23 protein-coding genes and 3 pseudogenes are annotated in these 24,949 nt (G+C 62.0%); 10 read left to right on the top strand and 16 right to left on the bottom strand.

Annotated elements, in window-relative coordinates:
• Positions 1-180 precede the first annotated feature (180 nt).
• From FGL98_RS26545 to FGL98_RS22825, 3 genes and pseudogenes are all read left to right on the top strand, one after another.
• Positions 181-345, top strand: a pseudogene (locus FGL98_RS26545) (YidH family protein); the annotation flags it as partial.
• Between the two features lie 28 nt (positions 346-373).
• Positions 374-574, top strand: coding sequence for a YidH family protein (locus FGL98_RS26540; protein ID WP_246136707.1), 201 nt, complete (start codon positions 374-376; stop codon positions 572-574).
• A gap of 20 nt (positions 575-594) precedes the next feature.
• The gene (locus tag FGL98_RS22825) at positions 595-936 is read left to right on the top strand and encodes a DUF202 domain-containing protein (RefSeq protein ID WP_186526337.1); all 342 of its coding nucleotides are present in this window, start codon (positions 595-597) and stop codon (positions 934-936) included.
• Positions 937-1,150: 214 nt separating this feature from the next.
• Here the strand turns inward: FGL98_RS22825 and FGL98_RS25965 are convergent, their stop codons facing one another.
• From FGL98_RS25965 to FGL98_RS22760, 14 genes and pseudogenes are all read right to left on the bottom strand, one after another.
• Positions 1,151-1,405: a hypothetical protein gene (locus FGL98_RS25965; RefSeq protein ID WP_222432356.1), complete on the bottom strand. Its 255-nt coding sequence runs from the start codon at positions 1,403-1,405 to the stop codon at positions 1,151-1,153.
• A 258-nt stretch (positions 1,406-1,663) separates the two neighbouring features.
• A pseudogene (locus FGL98_RS22815) lies at positions 1,664-2,010 on the bottom strand (IS1634 family transposase); the annotation flags it as partial.
• Between the two features lie 228 nt (positions 2,011-2,238).
• A complete protein-coding gene (locus FGL98_RS22810; RefSeq protein WP_146320831.1) occupies positions 2,239-3,123 on the bottom strand; it encodes an MBL fold metallo-hydrolase in 885 nt (294 codons plus the stop codon).
• A 94-nt stretch (positions 3,124-3,217) separates the two neighbouring features.
• Positions 3,218-4,204: an ABC transporter substrate-binding protein gene (locus FGL98_RS22805; RefSeq protein ID WP_146320829.1), complete on the bottom strand. Its 987-nt coding sequence runs from the start codon at positions 4,202-4,204 to the stop codon at positions 3,218-3,220.
• Positions 4,205-4,326: 122 nt separating this feature from the next.
• The gene (locus tag FGL98_RS22800; protein WP_146320827.1) at positions 4,327-5,130 is read right to left on the bottom strand and encodes an ABC transporter ATP-binding protein; all 804 of its coding nucleotides are present in this window, start codon (positions 5,128-5,130) and stop codon (positions 4,327-4,329) included.
• Between the two features lie 68 nt (positions 5,131-5,198).
• Positions 5,199-5,867, bottom strand: coding sequence for an ABC transporter permease (locus FGL98_RS22795; RefSeq protein ID WP_222432355.1), 669 nt, complete (start codon positions 5,865-5,867; stop codon positions 5,199-5,201).
• Between the two features lie 110 nt (positions 5,868-5,977).
• On the bottom strand, positions 5,978-6,811 hold the full coding sequence (locus FGL98_RS22790; protein ID WP_146320824.1) for an ABC transporter permease: 834 nt from the start codon (positions 6,809-6,811) through the stop codon (positions 5,978-5,980).
• A gap of 958 nt (positions 6,812-7,769) precedes the next feature.
• Entirely contained in the window at positions 7,770-9,413 is a 1,644-nt protein-coding gene (locus tag FGL98_RS22785; RefSeq protein ID WP_146320823.1) for a thiamine pyrophosphate-binding protein, read from the bottom strand.
• A gap of 284 nt (positions 9,414-9,697) precedes the next feature.
• Entirely contained in the window at positions 9,698-10,477 is a 780-nt protein-coding gene (locus tag FGL98_RS22780; RefSeq protein ID WP_146320822.1) for a cyclase family protein, read from the bottom strand.
• Between the two features lie 300 nt (positions 10,478-10,777).
• Entirely contained in the window at positions 10,778-12,439 is a 1,662-nt protein-coding gene (locus FGL98_RS22775; protein ID WP_222432354.1) for an ATP-dependent acyl-CoA ligase, read from the bottom strand.
• A 2-nt stretch (positions 12,440-12,441) separates the two neighbouring features.
• Positions 12,442-12,762 (bottom strand): Zn-ribbon domain-containing OB-fold protein, encoded by a 321-nt coding sequence (locus tag FGL98_RS25960; RefSeq protein ID WP_222432353.1) that lies wholly within the window; start codon positions 12,760-12,762, stop codon positions 12,442-12,444.
• Positions 12,759-13,898, bottom strand: coding sequence for a thiolase family protein (locus FGL98_RS22770; RefSeq protein ID WP_146320820.1), 1,140 nt, complete (start codon positions 13,896-13,898; stop codon positions 12,759-12,761). Before FGL98_RS22770 ends, FGL98_RS25960 begins: the two co-directional genes overlap by 4 nt.
• Positions 13,895-15,256 carry an MFS transporter gene (locus tag FGL98_RS22765; RefSeq protein ID WP_146320819.1) on the bottom strand — a complete coding sequence of 454 codons (1,362 nt, stop codon included), beginning with the start codon at positions 15,254-15,256 and terminating at the stop codon, positions 13,895-13,897. Before FGL98_RS22765 ends, FGL98_RS22770 begins: the two co-directional genes overlap by 4 nt.
• 61 nt (positions 15,257-15,317) lie before the next feature.
• Positions 15,318-16,418, bottom strand: a complete 1,101-nt coding sequence (locus FGL98_RS22760; RefSeq protein ID WP_222432352.1) for a cupin domain-containing protein — start codon at positions 16,416-16,418, stop codon at positions 15,318-15,320.
• Between the two features lie 295 nt (positions 16,419-16,713).
• On the opposite strand from FGL98_RS22760, the gene FGL98_RS22755 reads away from it, so the two are divergent.
• The 6 genes and pseudogenes from FGL98_RS22755 to FGL98_RS22730 form a co-directional block, all read left to right on the top strand.
• Positions 16,714-17,733 carry a carbon-nitrogen hydrolase family protein gene (locus FGL98_RS22755; RefSeq protein ID WP_146320817.1) on the top strand — a complete coding sequence of 340 codons (1,020 nt, stop codon included), beginning with the start codon at positions 16,714-16,716 and terminating at the stop codon, positions 17,731-17,733.
• Between the two features lie 44 nt (positions 17,734-17,777).
• Positions 17,778-18,680 carry a fumarylacetoacetate hydrolase family protein gene (locus FGL98_RS22750; RefSeq protein ID WP_146320816.1) on the top strand — a complete coding sequence of 301 codons (903 nt, stop codon included), beginning with the start codon at positions 17,778-17,780 and terminating at the stop codon, positions 18,678-18,680.
• 2 nt (positions 18,681-18,682) lie between these two features.
• Positions 18,683-19,447: a maleate cis-trans isomerase family protein gene (locus tag FGL98_RS22745; protein WP_281289204.1), complete on the top strand. Its 765-nt coding sequence runs from the start codon at positions 18,683-18,685 to the stop codon at positions 19,445-19,447.
• A complete protein-coding gene (locus FGL98_RS22740; protein WP_146320815.1) occupies positions 19,447-20,145 on the top strand; it encodes a GntR family transcriptional regulator in 699 nt (232 codons plus the stop codon). Before FGL98_RS22745 ends, FGL98_RS22740 begins: the two co-directional genes overlap by 1 nt.
• Before the next feature lie 68 nt (positions 20,146-20,213).
• Positions 20,214-20,897, top strand: a complete 684-nt coding sequence (locus FGL98_RS22735) for a BtpA/SgcQ family protein (RefSeq protein ID WP_146320814.1) — start codon at positions 20,214-20,216, stop codon at positions 20,895-20,897.
• Positions 20,898-20,973: 76 nt separating this feature from the next.
• Positions 20,974-21,156 (top strand): annotated as a pseudogene (locus FGL98_RS22730) (hypothetical protein); the annotation flags it as partial.
• 514 nt (positions 21,157-21,670) lie between these two features.
• Here the strand turns inward: FGL98_RS22730 and FGL98_RS22720 are convergent.
• Complete coding sequence (locus FGL98_RS22720; protein ID WP_146320841.1) at positions 21,671-22,678, bottom strand: tyrosine-type recombinase/integrase; 1,008 nt, start codon at positions 22,676-22,678, stop codon at positions 21,671-21,673.
• A 250-nt stretch (positions 22,679-22,928) separates the two neighbouring features.
• Here FGL98_RS22720 and FGL98_RS22715 point away from each other — a divergent pair, with 250 nt between their 5' ends.
• On the top strand, positions 22,929-24,377 hold the full coding sequence (locus FGL98_RS22715) for a hypothetical protein (protein ID WP_146320813.1): 1,449 nt from the start codon (positions 22,929-22,931) through the stop codon (positions 24,375-24,377).
• Positions 24,378-24,458: 81 nt separating this feature from the next.
• Here FGL98_RS22715 and FGL98_RS22710 read toward each other — a convergent pair whose 3' ends face one another.
• Positions 24,459-24,677: a hypothetical protein gene (locus FGL98_RS22710; protein WP_146320812.1), complete on the bottom strand. Its 219-nt coding sequence runs from the start codon at positions 24,675-24,677 to the stop codon at positions 24,459-24,461.
• Between the last annotated feature and the right edge of the window lie 272 nt (positions 24,678-24,949).

Genomic DNA, 24,949 nt, shown 5'->3' with positions numbered 1-24,949 from the left:
GCTGCAACGACGCATCGCCCGAGGCTTCCGAAACCGCGACAACTACCGACTACGCATGCTCCTGATCGGCGGCGGACTCACCCACGACGAGCACCTACCCCCACCACAGGTCTGAAGAGCCCGTAATGCCCCCGCGGTTAGCGGAGTCCGGCATATGGCGGGAACGGATCCAAAACGTCGATGGGACAGGGAGTTACGGCCATTCCACGGACGCAGCGTTGGCCCCGTTGGGTGTACGACACCGGGGAGGACCCGGACTACCGGTTCAGCTTCGCCAACGAGCGCACCTTCCTGGCATGGATCCGCACGTCCCTTGCGCTGCTCGCGGGGGGCGTCGCCCTGGACACACTGACTGAGCCTGTCGATCCCGGACGTGGTGCGCCGGACGCTCGCCTGCGCGCTGATCGTGCTAGGCATCATCTGCGCGGGGGCGTCGTGGCTGCGGTGGGCCGCCGCCGAACGGGCCATGCGCACACGCGGGTCGCTGCCCGCATCCTGGCTCTCGGTCACCCTCGCGGGAGTCCTGAGCGCATGTGCTCTGGTGGTCCTGGTCATTGTGTTGGTCACGTTGTGACACGTGGCGCACGACCGGGTGTGCAAAATGAGCGCACCGCGTTGTCCTGGCAGCGCACGGCGTTATCGCTGCTGGTCGCCACCGCGGCGCTGGCCAGGTTGGCGTTCGAGCGCGTGGGGTATGCCGGACTGACGTGCCTGGTCGCCTTGCCGCTCACACCGTTCGTCTTCCGAGAGGCCAGGCGGCGTTACAGCCACCGCGACACTGACACTGCCGATCCCCATGCACGCGGCGGCATGGCGGGCCTGTGCCTGTCCGTGGTGATCATCGTGCTGTGCCTCACCGGACTGGCGATCGTGCTGCGCTGGCCCCCTGGCAGGACTTCCGGGCCGATCCACGCAGCCCGAGTCGCAGCCGGTTGATTGGTCACACCAAACGGGGACTTCCGTCATGGCTGTCTGCCTGGGGTACACCCCAACAAAGCAGCCCGACGATCTCGTGCGCCGACCTGGCCCGGTGACGAACCTGGCTGAGCGGGCTGGGCCCTCACCGTCGCGAATCACAGCCTCGTGACGAGGTGAATCGGTACCGCCCCGTCACGCGACCCATTTTGCGCGTCCACGACAGTGTCGGCGTTCAGACCCAGAATCGCGAGTAGTGAGTTGACGCCCTCGTTTTCGGTGGCTGGTCGTGGCCCGGGCGCGATGTGAGCGTCCGCGCAGGGTGATTGCCCGCCAGGTAGGTTGTCCCGCCGCGGCGGGACAACCGGGCGGGGACCATGATCAGCTCGCGACGCATCCGGGCCACGGTCCGCCGGCCACGGCCGTTGCCGCGGTCCAGTCGGGCGATCTCCTGGATCCAGGCACAGATCGCACACGCGAGCAGCGCCACCCACATCCACACCGTGTCGACCCGGTGATCAGCGGAGGGCAGATGCCGTAACGCGCCGCCATACTTGGCGTCCTTGTTGAGCGCTTCGATATCGGTGCGGTGCCGGTACAGCCCACGCTGCCCAACCGAGGAACCTGGGAGAACCGCCCACCCGACGCGCCAGTCGGGCCACCGCGTTGCCCTCCGTTCGATCAGGCCAGCTCGAAGACCGCAGATGCCTCACCACGCCATCCACAGGCCGCCGCATGAAAGACCGAGGCTAGTCGGCTCGACGGTCCGGGCCAGCACCAGCTGCCGGAACGACTCATCACCCAGGACATCGAACCCGAGCCGGTCGTACGCGGGCCGCCGAGCACCTGCCACAACAGGGCACCGGGCTTGCCGGTGACCACCGCCTGGCCCGTCGACGCCTGACCAGTGGTGAAGTCGAGCTCGCCCTGCCCGGATGCAACTTGCCTCGCGCCGCCTCCCAGTAGTGCGGCCAGTTCGGCGTCCGTGTGCGGCGACCCGAGATACTCGATGACCCTATCCCGCCCGCCACTCCGTTCGGCGAGCTGGACCGCAGTGGCACCCGAGGCAGTCTTCACCTTCCGCCCGAACACCATGAGCCCGACCCTACCGAGGCAATTAGTGTGTCACCACGCCCCGCCACAACCCGTTGATCAGCAAAAACGTGAGCTGATCAACGAAAATCACCAAAAGTGGCACGAGTCAGGTCAAAGTAACAGCCAGGCCGCTGGTCAAGGTCAGCGCCGGCGAGACGAGTAGTCGGTCTCGCATTCCGGATTCGGGATGTTGCGAGACCTTACGGACGACACGGAAGATACAGAACGTCATACATCTAGCAGATCGCGACCAATCAACACCTCTCCCGAGAACAGACCGTCAAATGAGTCCGCCCACTCCGACTCGGCAACCTCACCGGCATCCCCTGGGACGAGGTGGTTGATCACAAGGCGACCGACTCCAGATTCAGCAGCCGTACGGGCGACGGCCGGCGGCCCCATGTGGTCCCCTTGGAGATGAGCCAAGACCTCGCTATTGACCCCTGCACGCCTGAATCTCTCTTCGATACGGTCATACAGAATCGCTTCGTGCACGAGAGTATCGGCATCACGTGCGAACGCCTCGAACGAGTCACCGCCCCCCCTGTCACCACTGAACGCAACATCACGGTCTCTCGACACAATTCGATACCCGACCGATGGCATGACGCCATGGGATACCGCGACTGCAGACACGCGCACATTATCATCCTCATAGACGACGGTCCCAGAGCGCACGCAGTCCATAACACTAAACTCGTGGACGGTAAGAAGCGGCCAAAAAGGGACCTTGCCTTCGCTCGAGTGCCTCACCCGAAAATCGAGCTCCTGCGAGACCTGGAATCCCATGCAGTACTGCCGGGTGAACTCTGGGCCCACTACGGTCATGGGAACAGTGCGCCGCGCGAACCAAGCGTGTCCCAGAACACTTCCAAGATCTGAATTGTGATCGAAGTGGTGATGGGTGATGAAGACCGCCCTGACATCGGCAGGCGACAGGCCCGCTTCCAAGAGTCGCCTCGAGACGCCCTCGCCAGCATCCACAAGGTAGATGTCCTTACCGACCACGAATGCACTCGCTGGGCCACGCCTTTGCCCATTATCTTGAATCGCTGGACCACCAGCTGTACCGAGCAGCACTATCCGACTCGCGGATACGGACGAAGCGGTCATGGCATACTATAACTTCCTGTGTAATCAACTCACCCGAGCGTATGGGTGACACCAGGCACCCATACTGACACTGACGTCGGTAATGTACGCGAACTTACTTCCCCCTATAGACAAGGTCGTCGACTGGGACAGGCTTATCTACAAATCCGTACTTTACTCCCAAGGAGACCGTCTTCTTCATCGTCTCCCGGTTCAGAGTTGGTGCATATACCGGCAGTGTTATCTTCGAAACTACCTTCTTCGGGAGTTTGGTGTAGGAGGGTATAATTCCCCTGAGTTCGTCGTGGTGCTTGTTGGAGTAGGTATTGGCCTCCGCAGTCGCTGCCACGAACTCGGTCATGAGATTTGGCTTCGCCTTTATGGTTTTGTCTTGGCTAAACCAAGCCGACACCATCGCCTTCTCGCCGATCACAGACTTTAATGGATCGTTAATAATAACTCGGTAACCGCTTTCCTTGGCTTGCGTCAAGAAGGGCTCGGCCATGTACGCTGCGTCGATCCTGTCAGCCCCAAGAGCCTTTAGCATGTCGGGTGTCGCCATGCTAATCAACTTCCATGATCCAGGATCCGCCCCATGCATCGTCCCAAACGCGGTGATATTGAATTGCGGTTGAGTCTTGAGCGAACTCAGAGCGATGGTCTTACCGTCCAGATCCTTTGCGTTGTGAAGTCTTGAGTTCGCCTTCACAACAAGACCGTTAATACTTGGAACTCGCTGCTCCGATGGCGCAACGAATCGAATCGGAAGGCCCTTCGCACGAGCCTGAGCGACAGCAATCGGGGTCGCGAGACCGAAATCGACGGATCCGCTCATTACCGCACTGATTGCCGCCGTTCCGCTTTGCATCGGAATTAGATCCAGCCTCAGCCCATGATCTTTATAGAACCCTTTCTTCACTCCTAGATACATCGGGGCGACGTCAACAAACGGCATGACCCCAACCTTCAGGGTAGACAATGCTGGCGCCCCAGGGGACCCAGCGGCACTAACATCGCCACCTGAGTTCGATCCGGACGAACATGAAGCCAGCGCGAATGATCCGGTAACGGCAAAGATCGCCACCAAACGTCGAGCAACCATTGATGTACTCCTGTCAAATGTTAAAAACGGTATTCTAGGGTCCTACAATGCTACGTCCTACCTTCGCGACAACACTCTTAGTCCAGAGGACCGGCAGTCGCCCTGCCCACCGCCAGCCCCAATCAGACCTCCGACCTAGATGCTTCCGGACTTGTGTGGGTCTTCGCTGGGTCGAGACTCATAAGCAGTCTGGCCACGTGTGCCCTAAGATGAGCGAAATCACCTGTTTCCCGAGTGTCAACCTGATCACGCTCGGATCCAAGATCAATACCGACAATTTCACGTACAGATGTCGGGCGGTTTGTCAGGACAACAACACGATCAGACACATATACGGCCTCGTCAATGTCGTGCGTGACAAATACGATCGTCACCCCATATTCGCGGTGCACCTCACGCGTCAGATCTTCTAATTCGGCTCGGGTCTGAGCGTCCACGGATGCGAACGGCTCATCCATCAGGAGTATTTCGGGGCCGTACGCGAGTGCTCTTGCGAGCGCAACGCGCTGTTGCATGCCACCCGACAGTTCCCACGGGTACGATCTCATGAAACTGCCGAGGCCGACCGCTCTAAGAGACTTTTCGACGGCTGGCCCCACCTGTTCTTTGGGCATCTTCCCTCTAAGGGGAAGTGCCACATTATCGTCTACCCGAAGCCATGGCATCAGCGAACGGGTGTATTCTTGGAACACAAGCGCCATGCCGGCGGGAGGTCCCTGAATCACATCCCCATTCATAATCACTTTTCCACTGCTGGGAGAGATGAGACCTGACAGGCATTTCAGAAGGGTTGTCTTTCCACAACCAGACGGCCCAACAATACTTACAAACTCCCCGTGATTGACACTGAATGTCAGTCCGTTAAGCGCCTGGATCGCGTCCGGTCCACGGCCATAGTTTTTCGTAAGACTCTGGACTTCTAGCATTATGTCTCTCCTCTAGGATGCAGGTGCTTACCCATCCGATGATCCTTGCCGAACTGCTGCGAGCCACCTCATGCACCGGTTTGAGTTTGACGCCAACCGCGGTGCCAAATTAGCGCCCGACGCTCGAACACCATGTATATGACGTTGATCAGGTACCCGATGATCCCAAGCAGAATTATGCCCGTCCACATATCGGTGAGGGAGAAGTCTTGCTGAGCGAGCAGGATAAAATATCCGATTCCATTTGTGGATGCCACCATTTCGGAAACAATCATCAGGATCAGGCCAATCCCGATCGCTAACCTAATCCCAGCGTAAATCTGAGGGCTCGCTGCTGGGAGTATGATTCTACGCAGCCTGTCGACTCGGGAGATTCGGTAAGCCTGCGCGGTATCCAGATAACCAGTGTCCACTCCACGAACGCCGTCGATCGTGTTAAGGAGAATCGGCCAAATCGTGCCGAATGCTATAATGAATACCTTCATCTCCCACCCAATCCCTAGAACGACGATAGCGATGGGTAAAATCGCTGGTTTTGGTAGAGACCGCAGGAAGTCGATTATCGGGCGGACCGCACGATAGGCGGTATCATTTAGTCCTAGCGGTACACCGATCGTGAGGCCAAGGATCACAGCGATAGCCATGCCGGCCGCGAATCGTACTAGGCTGGGAACTGCATCCTGTACGAACGCCTCGGAAAGCCAGATATCGCAGAATTTCCGAAATATCTCTGTCAATGGTGGAAAATAGATTGAGTGTGAGTTTGCTGATGCAAATAACCAGGCTAGGACACACGAAACGGGCATCCATCCAAGTAGCAGCCAGCGCGACGCCTGCTTTCTCATAGTCATCCTCTCCGGTAAGATGCGTGCCAGTGGAGAGTACGCCTTTCGAACCCTATTAGAAGCCAGGAAACAAGCGACCCGATAGCTCCCGTTATGAGGATCAGGGCATACATCCCTGCAGTATCTCCGGCGTATCGCACCTGGTTGATCTGGTAGCCAAGCCCGGAAGTTCCAACGATCAACTCGGTCGCGATCGTCACCACGAGAGCGATGGTGGCCGCGAGCCGGAATCCAGTCGCCATGTACGGGGTGGCACTGGGTAGCACGACTCGTCGGTACGTGTCAATTCTGCCAAGCCCGAAAACACTGGCAGTGTCAAGTTTTAGCGGGTCAACGTCGTGCACTCCATAGATTGTCTGAAAGAGAATTGGCCAGAATGCGGAGAATGCAACAATTATGACGGTCATCTTTAGTTGGGTGCCGAACAGCAGTACCGCAAGCGGCAGGACAGCGACTGGAGGTATGGGTCGTAGGAAGTCGACTATCAGGCGGGTACTCGAGTCTAGGAATCGATTCAGGGCTATTAATGACCCAAGGGGCGTCGCGACTACAGCGGCAATGACGAATCCTAAAATCCACGCGAGAAGAGTTCGTAAGAGTTGGTGCCACATGCTTGGGTCCCGGATCTGCTCATAGAGCTGGACTCCAACTGCAGACACGGTGGGAAAATCGTGCCCGAGAAGGTGGAACCGTGTGGCGAGTTCTAAGGCGACTAGAACGACGAGGATTGTGACAAGCGGCAATACCCATGAAGGGGTCGACGCCGGGTGCTTTGATCGACCGTTTGTATCAACGGAGTGCATCCCGGCAATCTTCTTCCGGGTGGCCATGGTCATGTGGCTTCACGAACGCTCGACGCCTGGCCCCTCGTTGCACCTGCTTCATAAGGGAGCTCTTTGAGAGACCCACCAGGGACGGGCAACTTAGCTCTCTCCCATGCCACCGATACAGACGTGCCGGTGGCACAGGCAAGCAGAAGTACAGTCCCGCTGCATTCGAAGTGGTGACGCGACATGGCGGCGTCGCTGCGCTCCGAGACGGCCGCCGTTTCGGAGCCGAGGGAGGATCGGACTCGATCGTGATTGTCCTCAAGGCGGCGGTCGCTGTGCCGATTCAAGACGAGCTCCTGATCTCTCGGCGAAGTTGGGTCGAACTGAATGCTGTTCGTCCATGGTAGATGATGATCTGATCAAATCCAAGGTCTTCGAGCCGGAATCTCGACGCCGCCAATGCGAGGGCAGGGGGCCCCCAGGCTGTCATGCAATTGTGTCTGGATGGCGAATGTGCCGTGATAGCAGCGGTGTACACGAGGTCGTGCGCCTGTTGAGGAGTTCTGGAGGAGGTGGTCACTGGCGTGGACCGAGCTAGAGAATCCACTAATTTGATCAAGTGTGGCCTCAGGCGCGATTGTCTACCTCGCCGCGGTGACTGGGCGTGGTTCGATGCGCTGGCTGGCTTTTTTCGCGGGTGGGGCCGACCCCATCGTGAATGCCCAGGAGGGTGGAACCGGTTCATTAGGGCACGTCCTTACTCTCATCGCTGGCATCGTGCAGAAGCACGTACTCGATCGTGGGCTTCACTGGCCGACGATTTGTGGGCCCGGGCCACGCGGGGTCGTGATCGCCACCTTCAGCGCAGGGTTCGCCAAGGTTGCGCCGTGGTGTCCTCGATCGCGAGCCCGTTGATGTGCCGGAAATTATGTCGATCGTCTGGGGCCCGGCAGGAAAGACCCATAGCCTGTCAGGTCTGCGAGGACGGCGGGATCTCTACGGTTCGAGGGGAACTACACCGTTGTCAGGCTTCGGCTTTGAATGCGTCGGCGAGCCACCAGGATGGCTGCTTGTTGCTGACTTTCAGGTCGACGAGCAGGGGGGTGGTTCGCTCGCCGTGCAGCCATTTCTCGACTGCTTGGAGGTCGGATTCCGATCGTACGGTGGCTCCTGTGAACCCGTGTCCACGTGCGATGGCGGCGAAGTCGACGTCGGGGAACGACACGAAGCCTTCGTCTGCAGCATCCCTTCCGAAGTGGTGTACTTCAGCGCCGTAGGCGGAGTCGTTGTAGACGAGGACGACCATGGGCAGTTTCAGTCTGACGACGGTTTCGAGTTCGGAGGCCGCCATTAGCAGGCCTCCGTCCCCGCACGCGGCTACCGTGAGGCGGTCCGGTTGTGCTATGGCGTGGCCGATGGCGGAAGCGAGTCCTAGTCCCACGCACTGGAACCCTTGGCTGAAACATAGGGTTTTCGTGTCTTTGACCGTCAGGAACATGCTCGGGTAGCCGAGGAAGTTTCCTGAGTCGACGGCGATGTTTCGGTCTTCGTCGAGGACGCAGTCCAGGGCGATTGTCGCGGTGCGGGGGTCGATCCAGTCCTCTGTTCCAGTGTCTCGGTACTTGACATCTTGCCAGCGCCCCCCTTCGGCGATGCGCTTCTGGTTGGTGCGTGTTCGCCTCTTTCCCGACAGCTCTTCCATCTGGGGGATATGTCCGGCGATGGCCTTGGCCGTCTTTGCGGCGTCTCCGACCACGGACAGGTCGATTGGTCGTTGCAGTCCGAGTCGCAGGGGGTTGTCATCGATCTGGACGAGCTTGGCGTGGGCCGGGAGAAGGCTCCCATTGCTTGTGGTCCAGTTCCCCAACCCGCAGCCGAACGCGACGATCACGTCGGAGTCGAGCACGAGCTCAGAGGCGATGGGAGTGGCGAGGTCACCCATCACGTCGAGGTTGTACGGGTCGCCGTAGAAGAGTCCGCGAGCCACCGCCGAGGTCGCGGTTAGGGCGCCGGCGCGGTGCGCGAGGTCAAGGAGTTCGGCGCGGGCGTGTCGGGCGCCCCGGCCGCCGATGATCAGGGGGGCGCGGGCATCCAGCAGCAGCTCGGCAACCGCGGACACTGCCTCCGGGTCGGGCGTTGTCGACTGCACTGCGGGGAGAGGGGCGACGGGCCGCTGTTCGGGGCTGTCCATGACCTGCACGTCCACCGGAAAGTTCAGCAGGACGGGGATCCTGCGCACTGTCGCCTCCCGGACCGCTTCGCGGACATCCGAGGTGGCAGTGGCTTGGGAGATCCGGTAGCTGACTGCACCAACGGACTCGACCAGTCGGTCCTGACTGATGCGGAAGTTCGAGCGGCGGTCTGCGAGCGGGGACTCCCCAGCCAGTACGATCAGCGCTGTTCCGCTCTTTGCGGCCTCGGCCAGGCCGGTGATGATGTTGGTGAGGCCGCCTCCTTGGTGGACAGATACGACAGGTAATGAGTCGCTCATGCGCGAGAATGCGTCGGCCATCGATACCGCCCCGCCCTCGTGACGAGCCGAGACATATTCGGCGCCGTGCCGGATGAGGGCGCGCGTCACGTGGTAGTTCCCACTGCCGGCAACACCAAAGATCTGCCTGACGCCTAGACCCCACAGGGTTTCGGCCACCTTCTCATAGACCTGCATGGCTTCCTTACCTTCTGGTCGGTTGGATTACGTGGTTGGTAGGACCCTGTCGGAAAGTGACGGGGTTCGGGTACGAGGGGTTCGCGTCACCGCGTCTGCACTGCTCGCGGGTCGACACGGATTGCGCGACGAGGCGGTTCTCCGCTGATCCGCGGCTCGGCACGATCCCGCGCGGTCGATTCCGCGGGCCGGCTGGGCGGGCGCCGGTGGCTGGGCCGGGGTTCCTGTTGGGCGAAGGGTGGAGGAGTTGTCGTCTGCCGATCGTGCATGAGCGGGTCCTTCGACTAGGACGATCGCTGGACGAAGGCGAGGACGCGGGCGGGGCTTCCCGTGCCGCCGACGATAGGCAGCGGCGCGACCACGATCAGTGCTCCGGTCGCCGGGAGCAACGCAAGGTTTTGGAGCGAGGTGATCCCGTACTTGTCGTGTCCGAGCAAGTGGTAGTGGGCGGGGAACGGTGGGTCGAGCTCGGCGGCCCGTCCCGCATCGATTCCGACCGTTTCGACGCCGTATCCGGAGATCGGGCGGTCGGTAGCGAGCCACTCGGCAGCGCGCGCTGTGATGCCGGGAGTATGGGACCCGTGCTGATCGGTGTTGATAAAGGCCTCCTTGTCGTTGGCAAAGCGGTCCCAGCCCGTGCGTAGGAGAAGCCACCCATTCTGCGGTAGCGGCCCGTTGTGCTCCTCCCAGTTCTCGATGTCGGGGATGTCAATCAGGTAGTCGGGGTTGCGTTCGACCTGGTTGCACACATCGATGACAGCGGCGGGACCGACCAGTCGACGAGCGGGGATGCCAGCCACGTCGAGGCCCTCTCTGCCGCTGACCCAGTGTATGGGCGCGTCGAGGTGGGTCCCGATGTGTTCGCCCGTGTGGATGTTGTGATGCTTCCAGAATGGGCCCGGCTCGTTGTAGGCGCTTACCTCGTCCAGGCTGAAGTCGATCAGGTTCGGGTACGGCTGCGGTAGCCGCAAGGTCGGGGTGTTGGCCGACAGGCTGTTCGTCAGGTCGATGACCTCGACCGAGCCCTTGGCGAGGGCCGCGGCGAAGTCGATGAGGTGGGGCATACGTCAGATCCTTCGTTAGTAGCAGTGATTGGGCCGGTCTGCCTCACGTATTCGAAGCGAGTGTTGGCGCCTAGCGGTAGGAGGCAACGGCTGGCTTGACCTTTGGCCGTTCTTCCTCTGCTAGGCGACGGCCTTGCGGCACGGCCTCCGCAGCCGCCATGCCATGGTTGCGGGAGGATGAGTCTGGCCGCATCAGAGCCGCGGGTAGAGACGGGAAAGTGTTGGCGACGGTAGGGTCACCCTCTCTGTGGCGCGTGACCTCGTGTCCCTTTCCCCACTCCCTGGTTCGGGCCTTGCGCATCATGCGTTTCCAGTGCCGGACACCGTAGAAGCAACGGTCCGGGTTCGGGCCTGGGTCACGCCATCTTGCGTGACGAGGCGGTCCCATGTGGTGGCGGTGACTCCTGTGTCGCGCAAGACGTTCTTGCGGACCTTTCCGTTCGCCGTTGTCGGCATCTGAGGGACGATGTCGATGAAGCGTGGCACGGCGAACCGTGGAAGGTTGTCCGTGCAGTGTCGAACAAGAACCTCGCGATCCAGCTCGACGTCGGGCTTCAGCACGATAGACACCATCACCTCGTCCTCGGCCATCTCTGAGGGGACCGGGTAGGCGGCGACCGACTCAACCTGGGGCAGCAGGGCGATGGTCTGTTCCAACTCGAAAGAGGAGATGTTCTCGCCGCGCCGGCGAATGACGTCCTTCTTCCGGTCCAGGAAGCGATACCACTTTCCGTCTTCCCTCACCACGCGGTCGCCCGTGTGAAACCACAGGTTGCGCCACGCCTTGACGGTCTCCTGTGGCATCTCGAAGTAGCCGAGGGCAAACGCGTACGGCGCGCGGGAGCGAAGCAGCAGCTCTCCCGACTGGCCATCAGGTACTTCGCAGTCGTTGTCATCGACGACGACTGCTTCGAAGCCCTTCTGGATGAGTCCCAGGTAGCCCGGCCGCGGTGGGTTTGCGCTCATCACCGAATTCGTCTCGGTGGATCCGAAGCCGTCCAGGAGCACAATCCCGAACCGTTCAGTGAAGGGCCGAGACAGGGCCGCCGGGGTCGCCGGTGACAGGGCGATCCGGGTTCGATGTGCTCTGTCCAGGTCGGTTGGTGCCTTGGACCAGAGGATGTTGATCATGGCCCCGAGCAGATATGTCACGGTGGCGTTGCTGTCTCGCAGCTCTTGCCAGTATCCGCTTGCCGAGAAACGTCGCCCGACCACGAAGGAGGCACCGCTGACCAGCGCCTGCATGAACGCGTTGAGCGCGTTGGTGTGGAACAGGGGCAGACAGGTGTAGAGCACGTCGGTATCCGTGATGCCGAGCTGCTCGGAGACGTTGACGCCCCACCAGTACATCTGCGCGTGGGGGCAGATAACTCCCTTTGACACGCCGCTGGTCCCGGAGGTGTAGAGGATCGCCAGCGGGTCTCCCGGGTGCAGCGGGATCGCGTCGAGCGGCTCGGCGAGAGGCGGGTATGTCGTGACCGGGACGGGCAGCGCGGCGGGGGTAGCGATGTCCCCGATGGACCAGACATGCTGCAGTGACGGCGGGAGGTCGATGCGGTCGAGACGGTGCAGCAGGTCTGCCTCTACCGCGATGGCCAAAGGCTTGGAGTTTTGGAGGATGTGCCGTAGCCCCTCGCCGCGGATTTCATTGTTGAGTGGGACGAGAACTGCTCCGATCCATCCGCAGCCCAGGAACAGGTCGAGCAGTTCGAGCCTGTTCCCGCACAGGGTCACGACTCGGGTGCCCTTGGTGACGCCATGTGCCGCGAGCATCCCGGCGACTTGCGCCGCCCGGTCTCGTACCTGTCGATAGCTGAAGGTGTGGCCGTCGATGGTCAGCAGTGGTTTGTGAGTGAAGGTGTTGGCCTGCCGCGACAGGATGGCTGGCAAGGTGCACTCGGTGATGGGCAGGTCGCGCAGGGCGCAGGCACTCTGCGCGGCGGGCTCGCGATCGGTAGACAAGTTCAGCTCTCCGTTTCTTTCCCGGGTTCGTCGCCGGTGTGCGTGTGGGCCATGGGCCACGTTGTTGAGGAGAAGGCCACGTTGGCTCCGGGTGTGGCCTCCTCCCCTGCGATGAGCGCGACAACCGTCGGGCCCACATCCGTCTCGACCTCGGCGAACTGCAGTGCCTGACCACTTGTGGTCCACGAGGTAAGTGTGACGATGGTGCCTGCCGATGCGGTCACGGTGTCGAACTCGGCGCCGTGGCATGCCGCGCAGAGCAGCCCGGGTGGGAACTGCGCGTGTCCGCAACCGGTACAACGGTTCAGTGGTAGCCCGGTCATGCCGCCTCGAGAAGTGCCGCGTTCGAACAGGATCCGTGCGAGTAGGCGACCATTCCATAGCCAGACACCACGGCGCGTCGTGCACGTTGCTGCTGCCGTTTGCCTGCCTCGCCGCGCAACTGACGAACGGCCTCCACGAGGCCGTGCATCCCTCCGCCAGCGCCGGCTTGCCCGGCGGATAGCTGGCCACCGGAGGTGTTGACCGCCAGTCGTCCGTTCTCGATCCGGTCGAGAACCCGCTGAAGGTCACCCCCGGGGGCGAAGCCGAGTTCAGCGAGCTGGATAAGAACCATCACCGGGTAGTCGTCGTAGACCGAGACCACATCGAGGTCGTCCGGCCCGAATCCGGCGGACTCCCACAGGCCGGCCGTCACCTGGTTAAGTCCCGTCCGCAGTCCATCTCCTGCCTGCAGGTCATCGTTGATGACACCGGCCACGCCAAGCACCCGGATGGCGGGTCCGGCGGCGGTGGGCGCGCGGCTGACAACGACGGCGTCGGCCCCGGTGACCGGTGGCACGCAGTCGAACAGGTGGATCGGCGGGGCGACTGGCGGCGCCGCCAGGTACTCCTGGATGCTCAGGGGCTTGCGGTAGACCGCGCCAGGGTTCATCGAGGCCCACCGGCGCTGCGCCACCGCGACACGCCCGTAGTCCGCGCGGCCCAGCCCGTGGGCACGCATGTGGCGCTGCGTCAGGAGGGAGAACATGGGATTTGGCCCGAGCATGCCCGTCGGGGTGACATAGTCGCGAGTCGCCTGGTTGTACTCGGTGACGAGCAGACGAAATGCGTCCTTGGTCATCCGGTCGCCCGCGACGATGACCACATGGTTTGCATCCCCGCACTGCACCGCACGGGCGGCGTGCTGAAGCATGTTGATCCCGCTGGCGCCCCCGTTGGTGTCTTCCATGAGCCACCGCAGCTTCAGCCCGCATTTCACCGCGAGGTCGACGGCGTGATCTGGTCTCAGAGTGAAGCTGGCGACTGCAAGGCCGTCCACGTCGGACAGGGTCAGGCCAGCGTGGTCGACGGCGCGCGCGATGGCCGTCGCCAGGAGAACGGCGGTGGTGTCCCGTTGAGCCGGTTTCCGGCCGTACTGCGTCTCGGCGCAACCGGTGATCACAGCGACATCGTTCATGAGTCAATCCCCACTGCTTGGGACGTCTTAGCCAGATCGTCATCGGTCTGCTGTCCATGCCGGCGAGCGGAGAGTGTCTCGGGTGCAACGGCCACGGCCGTCACGGTGATCAGTCCGAGGATTGCCAGGTAGATGGCGATCGGCCAGTAGGTGTCGTATTTGGCCAGCAGCGCGGTGGCGATCAGGGGGGCGATTCCGCCGGCGATGACCGCGGCCACTTCGTGCCCGATCGCCATGCCGCTGTAGCGCACATCCTTCCTGAAAAGTTCAGCGAACATGGTCGGCTGGCTACCGATCATGGCCCCGTGGCACACCCCGAGCGCGACGAGGAGGGCAATGTAGAGGTTGAGGGTCTCGCCGGTTTGGATGAGGGCAAAGAACGGGAAGGCCCACACCACGACGCCAATGGCCCCGATCAGGTAGATCGGCCTGCGGCCGAGGGTGTCGGACAGCGAACCCCAGAGCACCACGGTCGCCATTTCGACGAGATTTCCGACGATTGCTGCGATGAGCAGCGTGGTGGCGTCCATGCCGACGTGCTTGCCGTAGGCGATGGCGAAGACGAGGAAGATGTAAGAGCCACCGTTCTCGGCCATGCGGGCGCCGATGGTGATCGCGATCTGCTTGGGCTGGGTGCGCAGCGCCTCTACCACGGGGTAGCGGTGAGTTTGGCCTCCCGCCTGCAGCACCTTGAACTCCGGGGTCTCCTCGATCTTCATCCTGATGGCCAGGCCGCCTACAGTCAACAGAATGCTGACCAGGAAGGGAACGCGCCATCCCCAGGACATGAAGGCGTGGTGAGGAAGCTGGTTAAACAGGGCGAACATGCCGGCCGACAGGACGAACCCGAGCATGATCCCCACCTGGCTGAAGGACGTAAAGAATCCCCGCCGGTGCGGCGAGTGCTCCGCGATCAGCAGAACGGAGCCACCCCACTCGCCGCCGACCGCCATGCCTTGCACGATTCGGACCAGGACGAGCAGGATCGGTGCGATTACCCCGGCCTGAGCGTGGGTGGGCAGCGCTCCGATGAGTGCGGTGCTGATTCCCATCATCATCAAGGTGATCACGAGCATCTTCTTGCGGCCGAGCCGGTCACCGAAGTGGCCGAAGATCAGCCCGCCGATCGGCCGGGCCGCGAATCCGACTGCGAAGGTCACGAACGCTTCTAGGGTCCCGGTCACCGAGTCGCTGGAGGGAAAGAACAGTGGCCCGATGATCAAGGCGGCGGCGGTTCCGTAGAGGAAGAAGTCGTACCACTCCAGCGCACTGCCGACCAGGCTCGCGACGGCCGCCTTCTTGGGGGTACTGCGGTAGCCGGCGCCCGCGCCCACCGCCGAGAATGCCTGATTCGTCATGTGCTTGCTTCGCTTTCGTGTAGTCCGTGCTCCGCACGGCAGTAGCTTGCGGGGAGCTTCGTCAGCTGAGCAGCTGGTGGCCGTCGTTGTCTTCCATGGCCGCCTCGGTGTAGAGGTCGAGGGAGTGCATGACCGGGAAGTCGTTGAAGGAGAACAAGCAGGCGTCGTTACTGGCGGAGTCGTTGGCGTGTTCGTGCCAGGCCCAGGATGGAACGCAGAAGATGTCGTGCTCGTGCCAATCGAGGCGCTGTCCGTTGATAACAGAATGTCCGTGTCCCTTCGCGACGTGGTAGACCACGGACCCGGTGTGTCGGTGGGCTCGGGTCGCCTCACCGGCACGCAGCAGCTGCATGTGCGCACCCATGGTCGGCATCACCGAGCCACCGGTGAGAGGGTTGACGTACTCCATGATGATGCCGTCATACGGTGAGCCCGCGGATACCTTGGCCTGGTTCAGTAGCGCCTCGTAGGTGCGCTCCCATGGGTAAGCCAGCAGCGGGCTGTAGCGCCTGTTCCAATCGGCGCCAGCCGGCTTGAGGATGCCGGCCCCGTACTCGAGCAACGAACTGTTCTGCACCTTCCCGGGCGTCTGGTACTGGTCGGGATGGACCTGGAAGGAGTTCGCGTCCAGAGTGTTGACCAGGGGAATGTCCAGCCCGTCCTGCCAGATCACCTGACTGCGGTCGGAGTCGTTGCCGTGCTCGTGCCAGGCTCCTCTCGGGGTAATCGCGAAGTCGTTGGGGCCGACTTTCAGCCGGTCGCCATTCACGACTGTCCACGCGCCCTCCCCCTCGATGACGAATCGCAGCGCGGAGGCCGCGTGCCGGTGCGCGGTCATCGACTCGCCAGGGTTCATGATCTGCAACCCGGTATACAGCAGCCCTACCGCGGCGCTGAGCTCCTTGCGCCCGGGGTTGACCAGCATGACTACCCGCCGGCCCGCGTCATCGCCGGTGACCATGGAAGCCGAATCGATTACCTGTGGCCGCAGATCGGCATACCGCCACAGCACCGGCACAGAGGTCGGTTGCGGCTCCCACGGCTCGATGTCGTTCGCCACCGTCCACAGCGCACCAGCGTTCAGGTTCTCCAGCCGGCTGTAGAACTCCTTCAGCTCATCGGTGTCCTCGACCCGAGACCGTCCGATCACGTCTTCCTTCACGCTCAACCACTCCTTCTGTGTCGCCTGGTGGCGTCGGTCACATCTGCGATACAGAAAGGCTAGACCACACATATGATCAAATGGAAGAGGATGGCGAAGATTTCTCATTGGACCGGCGCATCATGCAGAGTTGGCGAACCGCACTCAGCGACTACGTCCGCAGTTCAAGGTATTTCGCTGCTTCTCTGGATCCGAAGCGTCCCCTGTGAGCACGGCGTCGGGTTGCGTTATCCAGGATTATTTGATCAAATAAAGCGAGCTCGCGAATGACCCTGACTACGGGAGGAAGCGACATATGACCCACTATCCCGCGTACCGGGCCGCTGCCGTTCAAGCAGCCCCCGAATACCTCGACACGCCCGCGACGATCGAGAAGGCATGCCGCTTGATCGACGAGGCCGCTGGAAACGGCGCCGAGCTCATCGCGTTCCCCGAGGTGTTCGTGTCGGCCTATCCGTACTGGAACTGGACGATGACCCCGGTGCAGGGAGGTCCATGGTTCGAGCGGCTGTACAGGTCTGCGATCGACGTTCCCGGCCCAGAGGTGGCCACCCTTGGTGCCGCCGCACAAGCCGCTGGGTCAACCGTGGTCATCGGTGTCAATGAGCGCGACCCGCACTCGATGGGCACCGTGTACAACACCATGCTGTTCATCGGCCCGGACGGGGAACTGCTTGGCGCGCACCGCAAGCTGGTACCGACCTGGGCCGAAAAACTGAGCTGGGGCTGCGGGGACGGCAGCTCACTGCGCGTCTATGACACACCCGCCGGCCGACTTGGTGGCCTCGCCTGCGGCGAAAACACCAACACGCTGGCCCGGTTCGCGCTGCTCGCGCAGGGCGAGCAGGTGCACGTGGCCAGCTACATCGCCCTGCCCGTGGCACCGGCCGACTACGACATGGTGGAGGCGATCAAGACCCGTGCTGCGGCGCACTCGTTCGAGGGCAAGGTGTTCACCGTCGTGGCATGCGCTGCCCTGACACCAACCATCGTGGAAACCGTGGCGCACGACACCGGTGCCCGCGAGCTGCTGCAACGACCCCACAGTGCGTTCAGTGGAATCTTCGGGCCGGACGGCCGGCTCATCGGTGACGGACTGATCGACGAGGAGGGCATCGTCTACGCCGACATCGACGTGAGCCAGGAGATCCAGGCTAAACAAATGCACGACATCATCGGCCACTACAACCGCTTCGACGTGTTCTCCCTGACGGTCCACCGGGACCCGAAACCGGCGGTCACCCTCACGGAGAACGACACTCCCGCTGGACCACCCGAACCCCCGGCCGGAATCACCGATCACGACGTCGCCTGATCCCACTCACCACTACTCACCACTACTCACCAGCTGGAGTATCAATGCGATTCGCCACATTCAGCACCTCCGCCGACCCGAGCCCTCGTCTGGGGATCCTCGCCGACCGTGACACCGTTGTTGACCTGGCCCGAGCACTCGACGGTGAAGTCTCCGTCCCGAGTAACCTTCGGGACTACATTGCCGCGGGCGACAGCGTCCACGCCCGGGTGACTGCCGCCGTCAACCAGGTCAGCTCATGGCCCGCGGAGGTCACGCACCCCCTCGCGAACGTGACCGTGCACGCGCCGCTGCGGCCAGGCAAGATCATCGGCGTCGGTCTCAACTATGTCGAGCACGTGGAAGAGTCAAGCCGCTCGCTAGACACCGACAAGGAGCTCCCAGAGCGGCCGGTGCTGTTCAGTAAGCCCGGCACGGCAGTCGTCGGGCCGGGCGAGCCGATCCGTCACGACGGGTCGATGACCCAACAACTGGACTGGGAGTGCGAGCTTGCCGTGGTGATCGGTGCCCCGGCCAGGCGGGTCGCGGAGTGTGACGCGCTGGACCACGTGTTCGGGTACAGCATCACCAACGACATCAGCGCCAGGGACCAGCGCCGCGCGGGCCAATGGTTTTTCTCCAAGGGACAAGACAGCTACGCGCCGCTCGGCCCGGTCGTCGTGACCACGGACGAGATCCCCGACCCACACATCCTGCATCTGGCCCTCACGGTCAACGGCGACGAGCGTCAGAACGGCAACTCCAAGCACATGCTGTTCCGTGTCCCACGGCTGATCGAAGACATCTCCTCGGGAGTCACCCTAGAGCCAGGCGATGTCATCGCGACCGGCTCGCCGCAGGGGGTAGGCGCCGCCATGGACCCGCCGACCTTTCTACAACCCGGCGATGTCGTCTCGTGCACGATCGAGAACATCGGTGTGCTCACCAACCCGGTCGAGGCAGTCTGATCATGGCAACTGCCGCGGACCGCGCGTATCGCATCGGTCAGATCGTGCCGAGCTCCAACATCACCATGGAGACAGAGATCCCCGCCATGCTGCGATCTCGCGAGGCGGTAGAACCCGAGCGGTTCACCTTCCACTCCTCCCGCATGCGGATGAAAGAGGTCACCAAGGAACAACTCGAGTCAATGGACGACGAGTCGGACCGCTGCGCCGCCGAGCTGTCCGACGCACAGGTCGACGTCCTTGGCTATGCCTGCCTCGTAGCGATCATGACACGCGGCGCCGGATACCATCACGTATCTCAAGAACGACTGTTCCGGGTAACCGTCGACAACGACGCCATCGCGCCCGTGGTCACCAGCGCCGGGGCACTCATCGACGCGCTCAGCGTCCTCAACACCGAACGGGTGGCCCTCATCGCGCCGTACATGCGCCCACTGACCGAACAGGTCGTGTCCTACATCCAGGACGAAGGTTTCAAGGTCACCGACTACCTCGCCCTGGAGATCCCCGACAACCTGCAGGTCGGCGCACGCGACCCGCTCGAGCTGGTCGACATCGTCGACCAGCTCGACCACTCCGACGCGGACGTCGTGGTGCTGTCCGCCTGCGTGCAGATGCCATCATTGGCCGCGATCCAGATCGTGCAGGACAAGATCGGCAAGCCCGTCATCTCCGCGGCGGTTGCCACCTCCTACCACATCCTGAAGCAACTGGGTCTGCGACGATATATTCCAGGCGCGGGAGAACTACTCGACGGGAGTCACTGATGACAGCGGCGAAGGCGCCGGTCACGAAGCGGGCGACACCGAACCAGGCATACCAGGCCATCCTCGAGCTGATCGTCGACGGTCAGGTCACGCCCGGGTCACCCCTGCGGCTACAAGAGCTCGCCGACAGCATCGGCACGAGCATGATGCCCGTGCGTCAAGCGCTGCGGCAGCTCGAAGCGGTCGGCGTCGTCGAGATCATCCCGAACAAGGGCGCCCAGGTGCGACCCATCTCCACGGAGGACCTGCTCGACACCTACCGGACCCGGATCGCGCTGGAAGGGATCCTGTGCCATCGTGCCGCGGAGAACTTCACCCCCGCCGACAAGGAGCGGGCGATGAGCGCGCTCGAGGAACAACGCGCGGCGCTGCAAGACGACGATCATTCCGCGGCACGCGGCGCACACCGAGAGTTCCACTACGCCATCTACCGGGCTGCGGGCACCCCGTGGCTGCTGCGCTCCATCGAACCGACCTGGCTCAACAGCGAGCGGTACCGCATCGCCAGCGAACACGACGGCGACATGCTCACTCTGCGGCGTACCGAGCACGAAGCGATCCTGAAGGCCTGCACCAGCCACAAACCCGAACCCGCGCGAGAAGCACTGAGATCTCACCTGATCAGCACCGTCAACCACATCGACCTCAGCCTCGGCCAACGGCTGACCATCCTGACTTCCGGACCCTGCGGGTACTAATCCGAGTGGGTCAGGGCACGTCGGCCGACCCAACCTCCCCAGGTCGTCAGCACAAAGGACTGAGCCACATGCGCGTGTACCCCGTCATTCACGTCACCGACGTCCAGCAGGTGCTGAACCAGGCCCGGACCGCGCTACGCCACGACATCGATGGACTCTTCCTGATCGATCACGACGCCGACGATCACCGGCTCACTAACTGTGTCCTCGCGGCCAGACAGGCGCACCCCGATGTGTTTCTCGGAGTCAACTACATCCGGCGCACAGCCGCCCAGGCCCTGCGGATCATGACTCGGCAGATCGGCGCGGCCCTGCCACTCGTCGACGCGATCTGGGCGGACAACTCCGGGGTCCAACTCGACGGGGATGAATCGATCTTGCAGGATCTGCGGTCCGCCCGCGCCGAGATCGGTTGGCAAGGAATCCACTTCGGCGGTATCGCCTTCAAGTACCAGCCACCCGTCCCGGCCACCCAACTCCCCGTCCTCGCGACCCTGGCCGCGCAGCACATCGACATACCCACCACCTCCGGGCCCGGCACCGGACGCGAAGTCGATACCGCTAAACTCCGCGCCCTGCGGCAGGGACTGGGCGACCACCCGCTCGCCCTGGCCAGCGGTGTTCGACCTGAAAACGCCTCCCTCTTCGTGGGACTCGTTGATCATGTGCTGGTCTCCAGCGGGGTCTGCGACGCCCAGGACCGGATCGACGAGCACCGACTCGGCGACCTCCTTGCGGCAGCACACGCCTGATACGGAGTACATCTGGGCGCGCAGATGCTTCCCGACTACCCGGTGGAGCTGGTTCCCTCCAAACGAATCAGATCCCGAGATCTGGGGGCACCTGTGCTGCCACTACGCGATCCGCACCCTGATGGCCCAGACCGCGGTGCACGCCGGGCACGACCCAGACCGGGTCAGCTTCGTCGCCGCGCTACGCATCACCCGCCAATCCATCGCCCACGCGGGCGACCCCCTCACGACCCTGAAGCCGCCGCGCGTAGCTGGCTGACGTTCCTGCGCCGGGTCGCCGGCCGACTCAACCCCGCACGGCGGCATCGAGCCAACCCTCGGGGTCGTCAAGCGCAAGTACGTCAAATGGCACGTCAAGCGAGCCGCCCATGCCACCTGGCCACAACCACAGGGCCCGGCGACCTACCGCATCCAGAATAACTAACTGAACGGTATTGAGCTAACGCCTGTGCAAGTCAGGCCTGGGACCGAGACAGCAGTTCTTCGGTATCCACGCCAGCAGCGACGGCAAAGTCATGATCTTCGCTGGCGGCACCCCCCTCAAGCGGAACGAGGAACTCCCTCCGTATCACCTTCTCCAACGCGGTCCCGCCAAGACTGCAGAACTTGCAGGGCTATTTGAGCCGGCCGACGCCGTCTTGTCTCAAATCACCTTGCAGTTCCCAGCAACAATGTGGCCCGCGTGCAGAGTTGGCTGAGACGAGAGACGCGGCACTACACCTGCTGGACGGTTCCTGCGCTCCGACCGACAGGCGGAACGCACCGGTGGCTGGTCACGAGGACTGAGCGGTGTTGGTGAGTGAGTCCAGTGACCGGTAGGTGGGGTTGGCAGCGGCGGCGCGTCGTTGTTCGACGGCAGTGGCGTCGATGTAGTTCTGGCTCGTGGTCATGGATGCATGCCCTAGCAATGTCATGAGTTCCCTTGCAGTTGCGCCATTTTCGGCGAGCGTGGTGGCATAAGTGTGGCGCATGGCGTGCACGAGAGCGCCGGGGGAGCGGTGGTCGCCGAGACCGGCGGCCCGCAGGCTGGTCTCGACCAGGTACTGCAGTCCGCCGCGCTGTAGGGGTTGGCCGTGGTGGTCGACGAACAGTACTGAGCGGGCGCCGATTCGTTTGGTGGGGAAGCGTTCCCGCCTGCTGTCGAGGTAGGTCGTGATGACCTGGTGGAGGGGTTCTTCGATGGGCACGGACCGAGACTTGCCGCCCTTGCCAGTCACACGGATGCGTCGCTCGCCCGGGTTCCCGGTGATCGAGGAGACCTTCAGGGACAGCAGCTCGGCGGAGCGCAGCCCGGTCAGCAGCAAGGTCGCGAGGACCGCCAGGTCACGTTGCGGCCACGGGTTGCGGGCGTTCGTGCGGGGGAGGGCCGCCGACGCCAGGAGCCGTTCGGGGGTGTCTGATCCGGTCAGCGGCTTGGGACCGGTGCTGGCGTGGTGAGCCTTGGGGACGGCGGCCATCGGGTTGCCGTCCAGGTACCCGTCGGCGACCAGGAAGCCGAAGAGCTGGTTCCAGGTGGACCAGGCCCGGCTGATCGAGGCTTTCGCGTGGGTGGCCGCGAACGTCCCGAACGCGTCTCGCAGCACCCGCGGCGCCAGCTCGCCGACGGTCACCTCGGCGGCGTCGCAGCCGGCCCGTGCAGCGACGATGGCCAGGATCCCGGCCAGGTCACGCCGGTACGCGGCCAGCGTGTGCGGGCTGGGTTTCGCCGCGGCCCGGGCGGACAGGAACGACTCGACGGCCTGGGCCACCGTCCCCGGATCCGGCTCACCAACCGGTATCATCGATCCATGGTGATCCGCCGAGTTGGCGCCGGTGCGAGGTGGTTTGGTGACCATGCGACCAGGATGCCATCGATCATCGGATGGGTCGGGGAGGCGCACCGATCAGTGCTGCATAATCACAATTATGCAGCATTAACCTCTTCGTATTTCATCTGATGAATCATGTTCGGGTTCGAGGCGATTCGTCTGGATTCGTGGTTGCGTAGGCCTGTGACCTGCAGTAATCGCGCGGTGCATCTACCATGCACATATGACAGAACATGTCCAGCGCCTACGCGTCTTCGTCGCATCACCAGGCGACACTGCCGTGGAGCGCAACGGGTTAGACGCGGTTATTCGGCAGCTTAACCAAGGTATCGCGGCAGAGCTGGGCTACGTCATCGACCTCGTGCGCTGGGAGACTCATACAAGGCCGGGCATTGGAACCGACGCTCAGGCCGTAATTAATCGCCAATTGCCTACCAAGCCTGACGTTGTAATCGGAATCTTTTGGAAACGTATCGGAACACCAACACCAAGAGCACCATCTGGCACTGTTGAGGAGATTCAGATGGCGATAGAAAGATACGCGACGGACAAGCGAATTGAACTCCTAGTCTACTTTGACCAGACGCCGTACACTTTACGCGACGACGAGATCGACCAAATGAAAAACCTACTTGCATTTCAGAAGGATCTTGAGAAGCAGGGTGTCTATTACTGGAAATTTAACGGAGATGAAGATTTCAGCAACTTGGTCCGTGAACACCTTACGGCAAGTCTTCGTTCACTGCACGCATCTGATTCCATCCAACCGGCCCAACGGACATTCTCACGGGGTCATGAGGTTTCATCGTCCGCCAATATTGAAGTTGGAAATGCCGAGGACGTCGAACTGCTGGTGGCGAGTCTACGTGATGATTGGAACAGAGACGGATTCGGCCGACACACAGTCAATCGCGCATCTTTGATCCTGATCGAACTCATAGCAAATGTTAGAAATCACTCCACAGTAGCACGCGCGGACATTGAAGTCAGCAAATCAATTGGTGTATTACGTTCTATCAAGATTCTCGTGCGACAGCATGCCGCCGGATTTGATCTCGACAACGCGATCTCGTCGGATTGGTCCGCTTACCAGAGTGGCGCCCGCGAACATGGCTTGGCAAAAGCCCACCGCCTCGCGGATTACCTATCGACGACGGAGCGCGAGGATGGCTTCGCAGTGACGGCAACCGTCTTCGACTATGATCCGATTGGATCTGGAGTGTTCGACGACTTCAATGTTCCCAGCTTCCGCATTGAGCATGACATACCAGGCCGCTGTTGGGTGGGGGAACGCCCGTGTAGTACAAGGGCTTTGATGGAGGCTGCAGTCTGGTCCGTAAAACATGATGCGAGACGCGTCTTAGAACTATACTTCGGAGCGGTTAGGGCTACGGATAATTCACTACTTGGAATAGAGGTTACGGGTGAAATTGCTGCTACTGTGACCCAGCCATTGAATTGGGCGCGAAGCATCGCATCTGTGTACCCCAATCATTTCAAGAACTCCCGAGTGGTATTCCATGTATCCAATACAGACACTCCAACGGAAAAAGAGATCATGGCATGGGCAGCCTACTGGAGCGCTCCAATATTCACCGATGTAAACCAGCTCAGGGCTTACCTAACGGAAACCACGAGACGTGACCAGGAAAGACGAGCATACTACCCGTAAGGTGCATAAAGCCCCCGGTATATCACCCGTGATTACGTCCATTATCCCGGGTCATAGTCACATGAGATAATGTGCTGTGGATCAGCCGATGAAGTAGCAAGAGCGCAGGAAGTCATGGAATGCCTGGGTGAATCCGGAGGCGTGCGTCTCGCCTGTCAGGATCCGCGCGCTGAATTTCAGCCCTACTGGCCTGGTCGTAATGATCTCGTTGATCAGCGCTGCGGTGTGTTGCGCCAAGTCACGGAACGCCGCGGCGCGGCCGGTGAACTCCTTGTCTGTCAGGGTGACGTGACACGTCACATCAGCAAACGGTGCGTGGTTCGTCCGCAGTCCAGTGAAAATCGTGCTTCTGTCATGTAACACACCTGGGCTGCCTGCTCCGATGACCTGAAACATCGGGCTGCGTTGTGTTAGCACATACAGGCTGAAAAGACCGCCGTAGGAATAGCGGCTCTTCAGACCTGTGGTGGGGGTAGGTGCTCGTCGTGGGTGAGTCCGCCGCCGATCAGGAGCATGCGTAGTCGGTAGTTGTCGCGGTTTCGGAAGCCTCGGGCGATGCGTCGTTGCAGCTC

This window comes from Leekyejoonella antrihumi, from assembly GCF_007845645.1.
Lineage (GTDB): Bacteria > Actinomycetota > Actinomycetes > Actinomycetales > Dermatophilaceae > Leekyejoonella > Leekyejoonella antrihumi.
This window is presented reverse-complemented; position numbering and strand designations above follow the sequence as displayed.

What these genes read in the sequence shown, in the direction of transcription:
- FGL98_RS22810 (WP_146320831.1), bottom strand. Translation starts at nt 3,123, where the DNA reads ATGACCGCTTCGTCCGTATCCGCGAGTCGGATAGTGCTGCTCGGTACA.
- FGL98_RS22805 (WP_146320829.1), bottom strand. Translation starts at nt 4,204, where the DNA reads ATGGTTGCTCGACGTTTGGTGGCGATCTTTGCCGTTACCGGATCATTC.
- FGL98_RS22800 (WP_146320827.1), bottom strand. Translation starts at nt 5,130, where the DNA reads ATGCTAGAAGTCCAGAGTCTTACGAAAAACTATGGCCGTGGACCGGAC.
- FGL98_RS22790 (WP_146320824.1), bottom strand. Translation starts at nt 6,811, where the DNA reads ATGACCATGGCCACCCGGAAGAAGATTGCCGGGATGCACTCCGTTGAT.
- FGL98_RS22785 (WP_146320823.1), bottom strand. Translation starts at nt 9,413, where the DNA reads ATGCAGGTCTATGAGAAGGTGGCCGAAACCCTGTGGGGTCTAGGCGTC.
- FGL98_RS22780 (WP_146320822.1), bottom strand. Translation starts at nt 10,477, where the DNA reads ATGCCCCACCTCATCGACTTCGCCGCGGCCCTCGCCAAGGGCTCGGTC.
- FGL98_RS25960 (WP_222432353.1), bottom strand. Translation starts at nt 12,762, where the DNA reads ATGACCGGGCTACCACTGAACCGTTGTACCGGTTGCGGACACGCGCAG.
- FGL98_RS22770 (WP_146320820.1), bottom strand. Translation starts at nt 13,898, where the DNA reads ATGAACGATGTCGCTGTGATCACCGGTTGCGCCGAGACGCAGTACGGC.
- FGL98_RS22765 (WP_146320819.1), bottom strand. Translation starts at nt 15,256, where the DNA reads ATGACGAATCAGGCATTCTCGGCGGTGGGCGCGGGCGCCGGCTACCGC.
- FGL98_RS22755 (WP_146320817.1), top strand. Translation starts at nt 16,714, where the DNA reads ATGACCCACTATCCCGCGTACCGGGCCGCTGCCGTTCAAGCAGCCCCC.
- FGL98_RS22750 (WP_146320816.1), top strand. Translation starts at nt 17,778, where the DNA reads ATGCGATTCGCCACATTCAGCACCTCCGCCGACCCGAGCCCTCGTCTG.
- FGL98_RS22745 (WP_281289204.1), top strand. Translation starts at nt 18,683, where the DNA reads ATGGCAACTGCCGCGGACCGCGCGTATCGCATCGGTCAGATCGTGCCG.
- FGL98_RS22740 (WP_146320815.1), top strand. Translation starts at nt 19,447, where the DNA reads ATGACAGCGGCGAAGGCGCCGGTCACGAAGCGGGCGACACCGAACCAG.
- FGL98_RS22735 (WP_146320814.1), top strand. Translation starts at nt 20,214, where the DNA reads ATGCGCGTGTACCCCGTCATTCACGTCACCGACGTCCAGCAGGTGCTG.
- FGL98_RS22720 (WP_146320841.1), bottom strand. Translation starts at nt 22,678, where the DNA reads ATGATACCGGTTGGTGAGCCGGATCCGGGGACGGTGGCCCAGGCCGTC.
- FGL98_RS22715 (WP_146320813.1), top strand. Translation starts at nt 22,929, where the DNA reads ATGACAGAACATGTCCAGCGCCTACGCGTCTTCGTCGCATCACCAGGC.